The following is a 15,667-nucleotide window of genomic DNA, read 5'->3' as shown; positions in this document are numbered from 1 at the left end:
CAGATGCTCCAGGTAAGAATTCTCGCAGCCGTCATCGGGCGGCTGCGAGCTATAATTTCATGAAAATCCTCTCGAAATCCATGCGTTTTCATGGATACGTTGTTAAGCTACACCATGTAATCTTCAGCGACTTCAAACCGCTTTCGAGAGCAGAACCGTGAATCGCGGCACCCATCTAGTTTCCTTTGCCCTGCTATCCCTGCTGACGGCCACGCCGAGCCTCGCACAAGTGAATTTCTGCGATGAATTGCGCGGCCGCTATACAGACATCGATGACGTGATCGGCGCGAGCCAGGAAACACGCCAGCTCTCGCGCGCCATCGTGCAGCAGAACCTATTGATCCGCCGGACGATGAGCGATTTGCGTAGGCAAGGCTGCGTCGAGGATGATGACGCGCCATTCGGCGAGGAAAACAATCAGGGCGCCTGCGACGACATGCGAATGTCCTTGAATCAGATGCGGGATGATCTTGCGACGCTGATGGATCGACGCGAGGAAAGCGTCGGCCGCGTCGATGCCGTCGCCATGCAGCGCCGGCAGTTGTTGGATGCGATGCAGCGGAATGGCTGCAGCCTGCCGGCTTCGGCAACGCCGGATATCGTCATCGATACCCACACGAAGCTGAATGCCTACGCACCAAATCAGCAGTCCCTGGCGCAGCCCGACAGCTCCATCACCGTCATCGAAACGCCAAGGCTTCAGAAGGACTCCAGCCTGGAGCACAAGCAGGCCCCCGCAGCAAAAGCGCCGGTGGTGACACAAGCCGCGCCGCAGCAGTTTCCGCCGGACCGGCCCTACGATCCCTCCGAAAAAAAGGTCCGTCAGGTCGGGCCGCAATTTCTCGCGACCGACCAAGGCAGCATCGACCTGAAGCATCCGAAGGCAGCCGGCCCTCAGCCGGCGCAATAAGCAGGCGGGCGTTTTGCATGGCCACCCGCTTCATCTATTTATTGTCTGCCAATTCCGCGCTGACGTAACAGCGAGATAATGACGTCGTCTCCTTCTTCCTCCGCGAGATCACGATAGGACCGTCCGGATGCGTCCCTGACCGACCGATCCGCACCATGCTCCAACAGGAGGCGCACGGCATCGGCGCGCCCGTTAACGATGGCAAAGCCGAGAGGCGTCATCCAATCGCGGTCGAAAGGTTGGCCGCGAGGGTGGAGATCACCAAAGCGGAGATCTCTCACTTCGGGATGTTTGGCGAGATGTTCGGCAAGCTGATCGAGTTGCCCGAAGGCAGCGGCCGCGAAGATATCGAGCGGATAGGTCTTCAGAAACTCGACCATGTCCAGCTTGCCATTGTAGTTCGCCCAGCCGATCGCCGGTGCGTAAAAGTGGGGATCGCGAATGGTGGTATCGGCGCCATGCTCGATCAGCAGTTTCGCCATCTCAATATGGCCATGTAGCGCCGCTTCATGCAGCGGCGTGCGGCTGGTCATCGCGTTGACGTCGAGACCTAAAGCCAGCATCCGGCGGACAGCTTCAAGGTTGTTTTCGCCAGCAGCATCGTGCAGCATGGCGGGGTGAGCCCTGTGCATTGCAGCTGCTATATCGAGATTGCGCCCGCCAGGCATTTGCTGGAAAATTTTCTTGATCTGCTCGGCGTCGATATCCTCGGCCTTTACTTGAATGTAGGCCCAATCCTCAGGCTTCAGGCGAACTGCCACAGCCCCCTTGCGCACTAGATACATCGCCAACTCACGGTCACCGCCAAGGCGAGCCCACTCGAAGGGTGTTCTACCATTCACGACCTTGGCGACATCGGCACCATTTTCCACCAGCAGGCGCACCCGGTTACTCATGCGATGTTCCAGCGCCCATGCGAGCTGATAATCGAAAACGGTCTGCGAGTTCGCAACAAATCTGCCGTCCTCGCGCACCAGCCAATTGTTGGTATCCGTCGCCGACAAGCCGTATTCCAGCAGCAGCTTCAGGCACGTGTCATCGGGCTCGAACATGCGGTTGTAGAGCGCCTGGCTGTCATTGGCTTCGGCGCCTGCATCAAGCAAAAGCCGTGCGAAAGCCTCACAATCCGGATGCGGAGGCTGGCGATCCTTTCCCGCCTCGCCCTCGCCGAAGACGCCTGTCAACACAGTGAATCGGTACTGTCCGCCATCGAGGAAGAAAGCATTGACGTCAGCCCCGCGCCTGACCAGTTCGCGGGCTGCCGGCAAGCTGGAACGACCCGGCACGCGGGCATAGGCGGCGCACATCAGCGGCGTTAGATCATGCGGCCCGCCCTTGCGATCGAGAAGCTGCGGCTGCCGATCGAGCCAGCGAGCTATGCCGTCGGCATCGCCAAGCGCGGCAGCGACATGGATACTGTCTCCGGCAATCCCAGGATTCGCTTCCAGGAGCTCCAGCGCCTCATCGAAGCGTGCAGGATCGGCCGGTATATCGGCAAAATAGGAAACTGTTGCCAGCGACAGGAAGCGGTTGGCGAGCTGATCGGGCGAAACACGCTTTCGATCGCCATTCTCCAGATGCACCTTGAGTTTGGTCCAGCTCGAAAAGCCGAATTCGCGGGCAAGGACCATCTGAATGTCCTGGAGCCCGACGCTGGCTATGTCGGCAAAATAGGGTGCAACGCGGCCGCGTGCCGCAACATCGCCGGCCTGTACGGCCTTGAGGAAAGACTTGGCCTGCTTTTTCAGGGAATCGAGAGTGGCTGTGCTCGCCAAAGAGCGCGTGGTCACGATAGACCTCCTTCCATTTACGTCCGGTATCCGCGCCCACAGACTGAAAAGAGGTGTGGCAGTCTCATTTTACATGCATCAGGTGGGCTCTGCCCTTCCCGCGGATCGGATGCGCCCTGCGAACGCATCCAGATCTATAGCGCCGGTTGCAATCTGTCCAGAGCTCAGGCCGGCTCGTATCGCACATAGGCGAAGGAATCACCATCCGGTGACCAGTTCGGCACGTTGATCGATCCCTGCCCGCCGAAGAGCTCGAACAGCGTCGTGATATTGCCGCCATCCATGTCCATCAGCCGCATGCGGACATTCAGATCGCGCGGATGATCGAATACATCGGGATCGTAGGAGATCAGCACGACCTTGTCGTTCTTAGGCGATGGATGCGCGAACCAGTTGCCGTAATTGTCGTGGGTCACCTGCTGCAGGCCGGTGCCGTCTGGATGGATGCGCCAGATCTGCATCAGGCCGGTACGGCTCGAATTGAAATAGATCCATTGCCCGTCGGCGGAGAAATCCGGCCCGTCATTGCGGCCCTCGCCATGCGTCAGGCGCGTCTCTTCGCCGCCATCGATCGAGATCGTATAGATATCGAAGACGTCGTTGCGGATGCCGCAATAGGAAAAACGCTGTCCATCCGGCGACCATCCGTGCCAGTAGGACGGCAGATTGGTCGTGACCTGCCTCGGCGCGCCGCCCTCGGCCGGCAGAACATAGATGCAGGACTTGCCATGTTCGGTCTTGTCGGAAATGGCAATCAACGAGCCGTCAGGCGAAATCCCGTGGTCGTTGTTGCACCGCGTCGCAAAGCCGGTATCGACGCGGACAACGTCACCGCTGCCATCCAGCGGCAATCGATAAAGCAATCCGTCGCCGTTCAGCAGCAGATAGCGTCCGTCGGGCGCATAGTTGGGCGCCTCGACAAGCTCGTCCGTCTGCCAGACGACGCGATTTTCACCCCTGCGGATGTTGTAGATCTCGACCGAGCTGCGCATTCATCCTCTTCCTGTGCCAGCGTGCGATCAGCGATCGCGGAACCGGTTGGTGATCGGATAGCGGCGATCGCGACCGAAATTCTTCTTGGTGATCTTCACGCCCGGCGCCGACTGGCGGCGCTTGTATTCCGCGAGATAGAGCAGGTGTTCGACGCGATGCACGGTCGCGACATCATGGCCGCGCGCCACGATCTCCTCGACCGACATTTCCTTTTCCACGAGGCATTCGAGGATATCGTCAAGCACCGGATAGGGCGGAAGCGAATCCTGGTCGGTCTGGTTCGGCCTCAGCTCGGCGGAAGGCGCCTTGTCGATGATGTTGTAAGGGATAACCTCACCTGACGGACCGAGCGCACCCGGCGGCACATGCAGGTTGCGCCAGCGCGACAGCGCATAGACCTGCATCTTGTAAAGATCCTTGATCGGGTTGAAGCCGCCGTTCATGTCGCCATAGAGCGTGGCGTAGCCAACGGACATTTCCGACTTGTTGCCTGTCGTCACCACCATCGAACCGAACTTGTTGGAGATCGCCATCAGAATGGTGCCGCGGGCGCGGCTCTGCAGGTTTTCCTCCGTAATGCCGCTTTCTGTGCCTTCGAAGAGATCGGACAGAGCCGAGGTGAAGCCGGTGACGGGATCCTCGATCGGCACGATATCGTAACGGCAGCCAAGCGCCCTGGCGCAATCGGCCGCATCCTTCAAGGAATCCTGCGAGGTATAGCGATAGGGCAGCATGACGGTGCGCACGCGCTCCTCGCCCAATGCATCGACGGCAATCGCGGCACAGATCGCCGAGTCGATGCCACCGGAGAGGCCGAGCACGACCGACTTGAAGCCGTTCTTGTTCACATAGTCGCGGAAACCCAGCAGGCAGGCGCGATAATCGGCCTCCTCGCCTTCCGGGATATGCGCCATCGGACCTTCGGCGCAATGCCAGCCATCGCCATTCTTCTTCCAGGTGGTGACCGCCAGGGCAGTTTCGAACTGACTCATCTGGAAAGCCAGAGTCTTGTCTGCGTTGAAACCGAAGCTTGCGCCATCGAAAACCAGCTCATCCTGGCCGCCGAGCTGAGCGGCATAGATCATCGGCAGGCCCGTCTCGATAACCTGCTTCAGCACCACCTGATGACGCACATCGACCTTGCCGCGATAATAGGGCGAACCGTTCGGCGACAGAAGGATTTCCGCACCGCTCTCAGCCAGTGTCTCGCAGACGCCGAGCTCGCCCCATATATCCTCGCAGATCGGGATACCCAGCCGCACGCCGCGGAAATTGACCGGCCCTGGCATGGCACCTTGGTCGAAGACACGCTTTTCATCGAACTCGCCATAATTGGGCAGGTCTACCTTGTCACGGACCGCGATTACCTTCCCGCCGTCGAGCACGGCAATCGAATTGTAGCGGCCGGTTTCGTCCTGCCGGGGAAAGCCGATGATCACGCCCGGTCCGCCGTCGGCGGTATCTGCAGCGAGAGCTTCCACTGCTTTCCAGCAGGCGCGGATGAAGGCCGGCTTCAGCACGAGATCTTCCGGCGGATAGCCGGAAATGAACAACTCTGTCAGCAGGACGATCTGCGCGCCTTCGCGCGCCGCTTCGGCGCGTGCCTCGCGCGCCTTGGCGAGATTGCCGAAGACGTCACCGACCGTCGGATTGAGCTGCGCGACGGCGATGCGGATGGTGTGGGTGATCGGGCTTTGCTCTGTCATGCCATACATTTAGCGATGGCATCCTCCTTCCGCAACCGACTTCCGCCGCCCGCAGGCATCAAAGATCGCGAAACGCGCATAGGCCGTGTTCCTACACGGAAAAATACTAAGCCTGCCTTGCAGTTCATCCGTCGTTCATGACAGAAGCATGACAATTATATGAAGAGCTTTTAGCATTTGGAGACGGCATTGGTCGCACTGGTCATTGAGTCCGCCCTCGCGGGCAGGCTTGCCCTTTTCCAGAAGATCGGCGCAGCGAGACAAAAGTCCGCAGCTCTGCGCCTGCTTCTGAGCCTCCTGCTGACCCTGCTTTTCTCCTTATCCCTCGTCGTGGCAGTCGAATGGATCGCACGCGGCGAGCTTACGCCGGTCTGGCTTTATCTCATGTCGCCGTCCCGCCCCGGCCTCGCCACGATCGGCCTCGTCATGCTGGCGATGCTGATCCTCGATGCTCTTGCCGGGCGCGCGCATTTGTCGGCCCTGGTTGTCACACCTCTGCTGCTCGTTCCCGCCTTCATCTCCAGCCAGAAGCAGCACTTTCTATCCGATCCGCTCTATCCGTCCGATTTCCTGTTTGCCCGGCAGATTGTGGAGCTTATGCCCGTCATGGTGCGTGATCGTCCCTGGGCCGCCGTGGGGCTTGGCATCGGCATCGTCGTCGGCCTGGCTGCCACAGCCCTGCTCGGGCGCTATGTCTGGAAGCACGCGGCCGCACTTTCCCGTCGAGAGCGCATGGGGCGGCTTTCGGTCTGCCTGCCATTTGCGGCGCTGTTTGTCTCGCAGATGGATCCGACGCAATATTCCTTCATCCGGGAAAAACTGGGTATCATTCCGATCGTCTGGGATCAGACCGAAAACTATAATCACAATGGCTTCGTCATCGCCTTCGCGCTCAACCTGCCGATGGCCGACGTCAAGTCACCGGTCGGTTACGGACCCAATGCGATCGATGCGATACCGGCGCGGAACTACGGCTATCTTTCCGGCCCGCGCGAAAAGCCCGACGTCATCATGCTGATGAGCGAGTCCCTTTGGGATCCGACCCGACTTTCCAACGTCACCTTCACGCCCGATCCGATACCGACCATCCGCGCCAGACAATCGGGCAATGTCTTCTCGCCGGAATTTGGCGGCATGACCGCCAATGTCGAGTTCGAAGCGCTGACGGGCTTTTCCAACGCCTTCCTCCCCTATGGCAGCATTCCCTATCAGCAATATGTGCGCCGGCCGCTGCCGTCGCTTGCCAACTTCTTCCGCGGCGAAGGCTATACGGCACGCGCGCTTCATCCCTTCAGCGGCTGGTTCTGGAACCGCAATGAGGTCTATCGCGCCTTCGGCTTCGAGGAGTTCCACACCGAGGAAACCCTGCCGACCATGGACAAGCGCGGCATGTTCGCCGCCGACGATTCCCTTATGAAGGAGATCATGCGCGAGGGAGACGCGGCCGAACGCCCATTCTTCTTTTTCGCAGTCACCTTGCAGGGACATGGGCCTTACGAAGCCAACCGCTATGCTGAGAATACCGTTCATATCGACGGCAATCTGAGCGAAGACGACCGCGAAACGCTCGCCACCTATGCACAGGGCGTGCGTGAAGCCGATGGCAGCCTGAGAATGCTGATGGACTGGGCCGAAAGACGCGACCGCGAAACGATCATCGTTCTCTGGGGCGATCATCTGCCGCCGCTCGGCATTGTCTATCCGAACACAGGCTACATGCCGCAGCAGGTGGCAGCCCGGAAAGCTCCGCTCGATGTCATGAGGAAGGAACACGAGACGCCGCTGGTCATCTGGTCGAGCAAGAAGGGCCTCCGTGCGGACATCGGCACCATCAGTCCGTCGCAGCTCCCCTACCAGCTGTTGAAAACGGCGGGTTACGAGCATCCTTTCTACACGGGCTTCCTCGGCCGCGTTCAGAAGAAATACAGCATCGTCGACCGCTACCAACTGGCTACACGCGACAATCAGGCTTTCCCCGATTGGGCGCGCAAGGAGCAGGATATCGATCCGATCATACGCGAGTACCGCTATCTGCAATTCGACATGATGTTCGGCCGGCAGCAGGGTTTGGAACGCTTCTTCCCGTCACATGCGCAACTGATCGGCCAAGAGAACAGCTAGACCTATTGTTGATTAAAGCTCTTCCGTCGTTGCATTTTTGCATGTTGGTCGAATAGTTGCGTTCAACGCCATTCAGGATGCCGGAGCTTGCCATGCACAGCCTGCCTAATTTCATTCATCTGCATTTCGACAAAACGGCCGACGAGCTCGGTGACATCGAAAAACGCGTTCTCAAGAAGGCGCATGAACGAAAAATCATATCCACCGATATCAACGCGGCCCTCTCGGCGGAAGCGTCCACGGGGCAGCGCCTGGCGGACGGCATTGCCCGTGTCGGCGGCTCCTGGTCCTTTATCATCGCCTTTCTGGTGTTCCTGGCGTTCTGGTGCATCGTCAACACCATTGTTCTCGCCACGCGGGCCTTCGACCCCTACCCCTTCATCTTCCTGAACCTCGTCCTCTCCATGCTCGCCGCCATCCAGGCGCCGATCATCATGATGTCGCAGAACCGCCAGGCCGAACGCGACCGCTTCGAAGCCGCCAAGGACTATGAAGTCAATCTCAAGGCGGAACTGGAAGTGCTATCCTTGCATCAGAAGATCGATATGCATGTGCTGACGGAGCTTGCGGTCGTGCGCGAAGACATCGCCAAGCTGAGCAAGCTGGTTGCCGAGAAAAGCGGAATCTGAGGTCAGTCGGACGGGCCGGCCGTCAGCAATCCGGGCCGTCCCTGCCGATACTGCGGCAGTCCATCGCCGATCTCATAATAGTCGCCCTTGTCGGCGCAGTAGATGTGATAGGCCAGCTTCAGATCGCTCGGCTGATCGAACAGCCCTGCCATGATCGATATTTCGTCGACGTCATCCGCCGCCCAAAACAGGGCCGAGCCGCAGGTCTTGCAGAAGCCGCGGCGGGCGAATGTGCTGGCGCGATACCAGGTGATCGCGTCTTCCCCTTCGATCGTAAGGTTGGCGATCGGCACGTTGGTCGCGGCATAATAAAGCCCGGTCTGCTTGCGGCACTGCGAACAATGGCAGGCCACCACCTCACGCAATTCGCCGCGTGTTTTGAAACGCACGCCGCCGCAAAGACAGGCTCCGCTGTGTTCGTCTGTCATGGTCGCTCCTCTTTTTCGAGAAGCCTTCCCGAGAACGATCTTCGGGTCAATCTCAAAGAAATGAAGCGTCATTCAACCGAATTGATCCGCCGGCCACAAAAGCAGACGGGCCGGCGATAGGCCGGCCCGTCTGATGAATATCGGCCCTGCGTTCGCTCAGCCGTGCGCGCGCATGCGCTTTTCGTCACGGCCGCCCTTCATCCGCTCGGCGAGCAGGAAGGCAAGCTCGAGCGCCTGGTCGGCATTGAGGCGCGGGTCGCAATGCGTATGGTAGCGATCCTGCAGGTCTTCGGCGCCGACAGCGCGGGCGCCACCCGTGCATTCGGTCACGTCCTTGCCGGTCATCTCGATATGGATGCCGCCCGGATGCGTGCCCTCGGCGCGATGGATCTGGAAGAAGCTTTCCACTTCCGACAGGATGCGTTCGAACGGACGCGTCTTGTAATTGTTGAGCGTGATCGTGTTGCCGTGCATCGGATCGCAGGACCAGACGACCTTGCGGCCTTCCTTCTCGACAGCGCGAATGAGGCGCGGCAGGTTGTCGGCAACCTTGTCGTGGCCAAAGCGGCAGATCAGCGTCAGGCGACCGGCTTCGTTCTGCGGGTTCAGAATGTCGATCAGATTAAGCAGATCGTCCGCCTGCAGCGAAGGACCGCATTTCAGACCGATCGGGTTCTTGATGCCGCGGAAATACTCGACATGGGCATGGTCGGCCTGGCGCGTACGATCGCCGATCCAGAGCATGTGGCCCGAGGTGGCGTACCAGTCGCCGGTCGTGGAATCGACACGCGTGAACGCTTCTTCATAGCCGAGCAGCAGCGCTTCGTGGCTGGTGAAGAAATCGGTTTCGCGCAGGCTCGCATTGCTCTCGGCGGTGATGCCGATCGCGCGCATGAAATCCATGGTCTCGCCGATGCGATCGGCGAGCTTGCGGTAACGCTCGCCCTGCGGGCTGTCCTTGACGAAGCCGAGCATCCATTTCTGCACGTTTTCCAGGTTGGCATAACCGCCCATGGCGAAAGCGCGCAGCAGGTTCAGCGTCGCGGCAGACTGGCGGTAAGCCATCAACTGACGTTCCGGATTGGGAATGCGCGCTTCTTCGGTGAAGTCGATGCCGTTGATGATGTCGCCGCGATAGCTCGGCAGCGAAACGCCGTTCTGCGTTTCGATGTTCGAAGACCGCGGCTTGGCGAACTGGCCGGCGATGCGGCCGACCTTGACGACCGGCAGCTGCGCGCCGAACGTCAGCACGACAGCCATCTGCAGGAAGGCGCGGAAGAAGTCGCGGATCGTATCGGCGCCGTGTTCCGCGAAGCTTTCGGCACAATCGCCGCCCTGCAGCAGAAAACCGTTGCCCTCCGCGACATTGGCAAGATGTGCCTTCAAACGACGAGCTTCACCGGCAAAAACGAGCGGAGGATAGCTTGCAAGCTGCGCTTCCGTATCTGCAAGCGCTGCCTTGTCCGGAAAATCCGGCACCTGCTGGATCGGTTTCTGCCGCCAACTGTTCGGTGTCCAATTCTGTGCCATCTCACTCACCTGCTTGTGCGCCCGGTCTCCGCCGGGCGTGCCGTCGTCGTAAATAACGCGCGCTTATAAACCTTTGCCGCCCCCTTGCATAGGCAGGCAAACTACTGTGCTGATCTTTTGTGGTGCAGCCGATATTTGCGTGAAAACGGGCGCGTTACACGCGCTCGCCGTTGCGAATGCGATAGCTCGGCGAATACATCGTCACCAATTCTTCCGCCGCCGTCGGATGCACGGCCATGGTGCGGTCGAAATCATCCTTGGTGCAGCCGGCCTTTATGGGAATGCCAAGAAGCTGCGCCATCTCGCCGGCATCGTGGCCGAGAATGTGCGCGCCAATCACCTTGCGGTCGGCGGCATTGACGATCAGTTTCATGATCATCTTCTCGCTGCGGCCCGAAAGCGTCGCCTTCATCGGCCGGAACTGCGCGCGGTAGACTTCCAGTTCCGGATAACGCTTTGCGGCGTCTTCCTCTGTCAGGCCGACCGTGCCGATCTCCGGCTGCGAAAAGACCGCCGTCGGGATCAGCTCGTGATCCGGGCGGGTGGGATTGTTCTTGTAGACGGTCTCGATGAAGCACATGGCCTCGTGGATCGCCACGGGTGTCAGCTGTACCCGGTCGGTGACGTCGCCGAGCGCATAGATATTCGCAACGGAAGTACGCGAATATTCGTCGACGATAACGGCGCCCTGCTCGTTAATCGCGACGCCAGCAGCCTTAAGCCCGAGATTTTCGGTATTCGGCGTACGGCCGAGCGCCAGCATGACAGTATCGACCGTCAGGAGCTTATCGTTCTTCGTCCGAACGCTGAGCCTGCCCTCTGCCTTCTCGACGTTCTCGATGATGTCATGGCAGAGAATGCGGATGCCCTTTTCCTCCATCGCCTCGTGAAGACCCTTGCGCAGGTCCTGATCGAAGCGCGAAAGGATCTCGGCACCGCGATAGATCAATGTCGTGTCGACGCCGAGACCATGGAAGATATTGGCGAACTCGACGGCGATATAGCCGCCGCCGGCAATCAGGATCGACTTCGGCAATTCTTTGAGATGGAAAGCCTCGTTGGAGGAGATGCAAAGCTCATGCCCCGGCAGGGCGGTATGCAGGTTCGGCCGGCCGCCCGTGGCGATGACGATGGTTTCCGCAGTGACGGTCTGGCCGGTCTTCAAAAGCTTGATCGTATGAGTGTCCACCAGCTCGGCGCGGGTATCGAAGATTTCGGCCTTGGCGTTGTCGAGCCCCTTGCGATAAAGCCCCTCAAGCCGGGCGATCTCCTTGTCCTTCGCCTCGATCAGCTTTTTCCAGTCGAATGTGCTTTCGCCGACCGTCCAGCCGAAACCGGCTGCATCCTCGAAATGCTCGCTATATTGCGAGGCGTAGACGAACAGCTTTTTCGGCACGCAGCCGCGAATGACGCAGGTGCCGCCGTAGCGGTATTCCTCGGCAATACCGACCTTCTTGCCCAATGAGGCCGCGACCCGCGCGCTGCGCACGCCGCCGGAGCCGCCGCCAATCACGAAAAGGTCGAAATCAAACGAAGGCATCGGTGGCTCCAGTCGAAATGAACATGCGCAAAAGCATCATTGAGGGTTCGCACTCATATAGGGAGCCGCGATACAAAAAGAAAAGCCCGGATCTCGCCCGGGCTTCGAATTTGCAATTGCCAACCGATCATTCCGACAACGCAAGACGTCGCGCCGAAAATGGCCGGGCAAGAATTTCTGCTTACTGCTTCGGCGCGGGCTGCGCTGCGGCGGCACCGGCGTCCGGGGCTGCAACGGGCTGCTTGACGACCTTTTGCAGAGCGTCGTTGCTCTGCTTTGCGAGATCGCGCGAAATGCCCTGGCTCCAGATGTCGGCCGCCTTGTAAAGCTCGCGGGTGGCGAGCGGACCATCCTTGAGAAGCTTCTTGCCGGCCGGCGAATTGTAGAAATCGGCAATCGCCTTGAGCTCGTCGGCAGAGAAGGCCTTGGCATAGGTGACGGCCGCTTCGCGCTCGAGATCGGCACGACGCGGAGCAAGCGCCAGAGCGGTCGCGTCGACGGTCGAGTTGATCGCATCACCGAAATTCGGGTTTGCCTGGATCATCGTGCTCTTCAGCTGCTCGGCGAGATTAGGCAGAATATTGTCGAACTGGTTGGTGATGCCGAGAGCGTTGATCGCAGCGCGCGCAGCCTTGATCTGATCTTCGGAGACTTCCTGAGCGTTCACGGAACCGAAGGCAATGCCCGAAAGAAGGATGGTTGCAGCGGCAAGACGGCCAAGACCCGCAAGTTTGATCATGAGATGAGTGCTCCTATGTATTGTTCGCCTGCAACGTACGCGCACCGGCAGGGCCGGCAATGATCGCTAATGTCGCCATATGGATAAAGAGCCCGTGTTCGACAACGCCGGGAATCGAATAGAGCTCGCTCGACAGCGCCTCTGCATCAGGAATGCGGCCGAAAGATGCATCGACGATGTAATGCCCCCCATCGGTGATAAAGAGGCTGTCGCCCGAGCGGCGCATGTTGAGAGCGCCGGAGAGCCCAAGACGCGAGGCCGCCTTCTCGATGAGGATGCGAGTGGAAACGAGACCGAAAGGATTGATCTCGATCGGCAACGGAAAGGCCCCGAGCGTCTCGACGACCTTGCTTTGATCCGCGATGACGATCATGCGGGCCGAGGAAGCAGCAACGATCTTCTCTCGCAGCAGCGCGCCGCCGCCGCCCTTGATCAGCGTCAGCGCGCCATCCAGCTCATCGGCCCCATCGATGGTCAGATCAAGTTCCGGAAGCTCGTCCAGCGATTTTAGCGGCACACCGAGCTCGTTGCAGAGCTTGGCAGTCCTTTCAGACGTCGGAACGCCCTCAATCGAGAGGCCAGCCGCGACCTTTTCCGCGAGCAGGCGAACGAATTCCTCCGCCGTGGTGCCGGTGCCGATCCCGAGCCGCATGCCACTTTCGACATGAGCGAGTGCAGCTCTCGCAGCCTCGATTTTCATCTGGCGGGCGTCCATGCGCCACCTGCTCCCATTGTTACGTTGGTCTGCTGTTTACACGGCTCTCCAGCCAAACGAAAGCCAAAATAACGGCATGATATAGAAATCCCCGCCCCCTCTTCACCGGGGCTTCCGGGGTGCTTCGGTTGCAATTGCCCGCGCGATCTTTTAACTCCGAAAGACGCACTCTTTTCTCTGCAAAGGCCGATTCCTCGTGAAATCCCCCCTTGTCGTATTCGATCTCGACGGCACGCTGCTGGACACGCATGCGGACCTTATCGTCAGCCTGAACCATACGATTGCCGCGCTCGAGCTTCCGCCGGTCAGCTACGACGACGTGACGCATCTTGTCGGCAATGGTGCGCAGGTGATGATCGAGCGGGCCTGCAAGCTGCACGGCTATGCGCTGACGTCCGAAGAATTGCCGGCTCTGCTGCAGCGCTTCATAACCCATTATTCCGAGACGATGCCCGGCGTCACCCAGCCCTATCCCGGGCTTCTGGCCGCGCTTACGACGCTGCGGAACAAAGGCTACAAGCTGGCCGTCTGCACCAACAAGATGGAATCGCTGGCGCGCACGCTTCTCGACCGGCTCGAACTCACCCAATACTTCGAGGCTATCACCGGCGGGGACACCTTCACCGTGCGCAAACCGCATGCCGAACATCTGATCGGCACCGTAGAGCGCGCCGGCGGCGATATCGGCCGAACGGTCATGATCGGCGACAGCATCAACGATATCCTCGTTGCCCGCAACGCCGGCGTACCTTCGGTCGCCGTCCCCTTCGGCTATTCCGACGTGGGCGTAGAAACGCTCGGCCCGAACCGCATCATCTATCACTATGACGAGCTAACGCCGGAACTGGTCGAGGGATTGCTGGCGGCCTGAAAATACCAAAATCCCTGTTGGTTCGGATGGCGTGGTTGTAATGGGCCTTGCACGATTCCCGCGCTTGCGCCACAACCTATCGACGTTCTGCGATCAGCATCGCGGCCGCGCGAGGAAAACGCTCCCTGCGCGATGTTGTCGAGGCGGGACGATCACTCGATAGCGGAGCGCTCCCCCTTGCTCGTAGCAGATCCCGAAGACCGTAATGCCGGTAGATTGCCAAGCCGCAGAGGGTGGTTTGCTCCTATTGTCCGAACGCTGATCATCTGCGCTGCACTATGCGCAGGTATTTGGTTCTACATCTACGGCGACCGTATTATCGGGTACGTCGAGACGGAAACCGGAGCTGGCGCCAAACCCGATCCTGCTCTGACCGCGGTCTATGAGCATTTCGACATCCCGCCTTTGCCGAACATTGTTGCAGGCAGGCCTGCGATGGCAGCCGATCTCGATATGTTGCGGCGAGAGCATTGTGATTGGAATGCGGTCTACAAATTCGCAGACGAACTGGCAAAGCAGGGCTATCGCCGCGAAGCGGCCAAGGTCTTCATTGCCTTTTCCAGCAAATGCAAACCGTCGAATATCGCCTTGAGCTCAGCCGCCCAAATTCTGGACGATCTCAGCGACTTCGACGAAGCGCTGAAAGTCTCGAACCAGGTGATAGCAATGTCACCGGGAATGCCCGATTTCTATTTCCAGCGTGCGCGAATTCGCCAAAATGCCAAGAAATATCGCGACGCCATTGATGACTACTATTCGGTTATCGGCCTTACCGACAATATCGCGATACTGAACAGCGCCGTATTCGAGGGAATCTCCGCCAGCTACCGCGAGCTTGGTGAATATTGCGAGGCGATCGGACCGCTGCAGCTTTGGGTTTCCACCAATCCCGACCGTAACGACACAGCGGTCGTACGTGGGATCATTAAGCTCTATGAAACCATGGGCAAATGCGCCTCGACTTACGCCACCGGCAGCGATCGATTTCCGACGCAGGGCAAGAACGTCATTCTTGCCAAGGTCTTGGTCAACGGTACGGAGGGCATGTTCATCGTCGACACCGGCGCAAGCTTCGTGGCGGTGAGCAAAACCTTTGCCGCACGAGCCAAGCTGCCGGTCGACGGCAACAATGGAATATCTCTTCAAACGGCAAACGGCGTTTCTCAAGCCACGCGCACAACGGCGACTACCGTGAAGGTCGGGCATGTCCAGGCTAGCGATATCACGGCCGTGGTTCTCGACGACAACGCAGCGCTCGGCACGGAAGTCGACGGGCTGCTCGGTCGTTCCTTCCTCTCGCGCTTCGACGTCACCTTCGGCAGCCGGGAGTGGCGGATCGAGGCAAAGAATTGAACTGAATTATCCGCTGACGCCGCGTGACATTCTCATATGACGGGCAAGTCATGACCTCCACCAGAGGTGGAGGTTTGAAACGCTGCGCTTGAACCGCTAGAAGCGGTATTGTTAGCGCTTAGTAGCTACGATTGAAGAGGTCGGCAAAGTCGGAAGCTTTGTCGGCCTTTTCCTGATTACGGATATATTGTCTGACGACCTGCTCGTTATAGCCCGTCGTCGATACGAAATACCCGCGTGCCCAAAAGTGATACCCTTTGTAGCGGCGCTTGCGCGCATATTTGTTCGCTACGTAAAGGGCCGTCTTGCCCTTCAAGAAGCCGACAATATGCGAAACCGAGT

At 59.3% G+C, this 15,667-nt stretch carries 14 protein-coding genes; 5 read left to right on the top strand and 9 right to left on the bottom strand.

Annotated elements, in window-relative coordinates; translation table 11 throughout:
- Positions 1 to 157: 157 nt before the first annotated feature.
- Positions 158 to 910: a hypothetical protein gene (locus PH552_RS29745; RefSeq protein WP_112340004.1), complete on the top strand. Its 753-nt coding sequence runs from the start codon at positions 158 to 160 to the stop codon at positions 908 to 910.
- Positions 911 to 948: 38 nt separating this feature from the next.
- Here PH552_RS29745 and PH552_RS29740 read toward each other — a convergent pair whose 3' ends face one another.
- From PH552_RS29740 to PH552_RS29730, 3 genes are all read right to left on the bottom strand, one after another.
- Complete coding sequence (locus PH552_RS29740) at positions 949 to 2,700, bottom strand: ankyrin repeat domain-containing protein (protein WP_112340005.1); 1,752 nt, start codon at positions 2,698 to 2,700, stop codon at positions 949 to 951.
- Positions 2,701 to 2,864: 164 nt separating this feature from the next.
- Positions 2,865 to 3,692 (bottom strand): TolB family protein, encoded by an 828-nt coding sequence (locus tag PH552_RS29735; protein ID WP_112340006.1) that lies wholly within the window; start codon positions 3,690 to 3,692, stop codon positions 2,865 to 2,867.
- A 27-nt stretch (positions 3,693 to 3,719) separates the two neighbouring features.
- Positions 3,720 to 5,399 (bottom strand): NAD+ synthase, encoded by a 1,680-nt coding sequence (locus PH552_RS29730; protein WP_112340026.1) that lies wholly within the window; start codon positions 5,397 to 5,399, stop codon positions 3,720 to 3,722.
- Positions 5,400 to 5,588: 189 nt separating this feature from the next.
- On the opposite strand from PH552_RS29730, the gene PH552_RS29725 reads away from it, so the two are divergent.
- Together PH552_RS29725 and PH552_RS29720 are read left to right on the top strand one after the other, a co-directional pair.
- A complete protein-coding gene (locus PH552_RS29725; protein ID WP_113251351.1) occupies positions 5,589 to 7,520 on the top strand; it encodes an LTA synthase family protein in 1,932 nt (643 codons plus the stop codon).
- 92 nt (positions 7,521 to 7,612) lie between these two features.
- Complete coding sequence (locus tag PH552_RS29720) at positions 7,613 to 8,149, top strand: DUF1003 domain-containing protein (RefSeq protein WP_112340027.1); 537 nt, start codon at positions 7,613 to 7,615, stop codon at positions 8,147 to 8,149.
- 2 nt (positions 8,150 to 8,151) lie between these two features.
- Here PH552_RS29720 and PH552_RS29715 read toward each other — a convergent pair whose 3' ends face one another.
- From PH552_RS29715 to rpiA, 5 genes are all read right to left on the bottom strand, one after another.
- Positions 8,152 to 8,577 carry a GFA family protein gene (locus PH552_RS29715; RefSeq protein WP_112340008.1) on the bottom strand — a complete coding sequence of 142 codons (426 nt, stop codon included), beginning with the start codon at positions 8,575 to 8,577 and terminating at the stop codon, positions 8,152 to 8,154.
- Between the two features lie 156 nt (positions 8,578 to 8,733).
- Positions 8,734 to 10,107: a class II 3-deoxy-7-phosphoheptulonate synthase gene (locus PH552_RS29710; protein WP_112340009.1), complete on the bottom strand. Its 1,374-nt coding sequence runs from the start codon at positions 10,105 to 10,107 to the stop codon at positions 8,734 to 8,736.
- A gap of 154 nt (positions 10,108 to 10,261) precedes the next feature.
- Positions 10,262 to 11,647, bottom strand: coding sequence for a glutathione-disulfide reductase (gene gor / locus PH552_RS29705; protein ID WP_112340010.1), 1,386 nt, complete (start codon positions 11,645 to 11,647; stop codon positions 10,262 to 10,264).
- A gap of 181 nt (positions 11,648 to 11,828) precedes the next feature.
- Complete coding sequence (locus PH552_RS29700; RefSeq protein WP_112340011.1) at positions 11,829 to 12,386, bottom strand: DUF2059 domain-containing protein; 558 nt, start codon at positions 12,384 to 12,386, stop codon at positions 11,829 to 11,831.
- A gap of 13 nt (positions 12,387 to 12,399) precedes the next feature.
- Positions 12,400 to 13,101 (bottom strand): ribose-5-phosphate isomerase RpiA, encoded by a 702-nt coding sequence (gene rpiA / locus PH552_RS29695; protein WP_112340012.1) that lies wholly within the window; start codon positions 13,099 to 13,101, stop codon positions 12,400 to 12,402.
- Positions 13,102 to 13,297: 196 nt separating this feature from the next.
- On the opposite strand from rpiA, the gene PH552_RS29690 reads away from it, so the two are divergent.
- Both PH552_RS29690 and PH552_RS29685 read left to right on the top strand, forming a co-directional pair.
- Positions 13,298 to 13,972 (top strand): HAD family hydrolase, encoded by a 675-nt coding sequence (locus tag PH552_RS29690; RefSeq protein ID WP_112340013.1) that lies wholly within the window; start codon positions 13,298 to 13,300, stop codon positions 13,970 to 13,972.
- Between the two features lie 177 nt (positions 13,973 to 14,149).
- Positions 14,150 to 15,325 (top strand): TIGR02281 family clan AA aspartic protease, encoded by a 1,176-nt coding sequence (locus tag PH552_RS29685; protein ID WP_181592265.1) that lies wholly within the window; start codon positions 14,150 to 14,152, stop codon positions 15,323 to 15,325.
- Positions 15,326 to 15,443: 118 nt separating this feature from the next.
- Here PH552_RS29685 and PH552_RS29680 read toward each other — a convergent pair.
- Positions 15,444 to 15,667: transposase (locus PH552_RS29680; protein ID WP_285165947.1), on the bottom strand; the 224-nt coding region annotated here is incomplete at its 5' end.

The organism is Rhizobium aureum, assembly GCF_030182495.1.
GTDB classification, from domain to species: Bacteria; Pseudomonadota; Alphaproteobacteria; order Rhizobiales; family Rhizobiaceae; genus Rhizobium; species Rhizobium tropici_C.
Note: the sequence above shows the minus strand (reverse complement) of the source record. Positions and strands in the feature narration are given on the sequence as shown.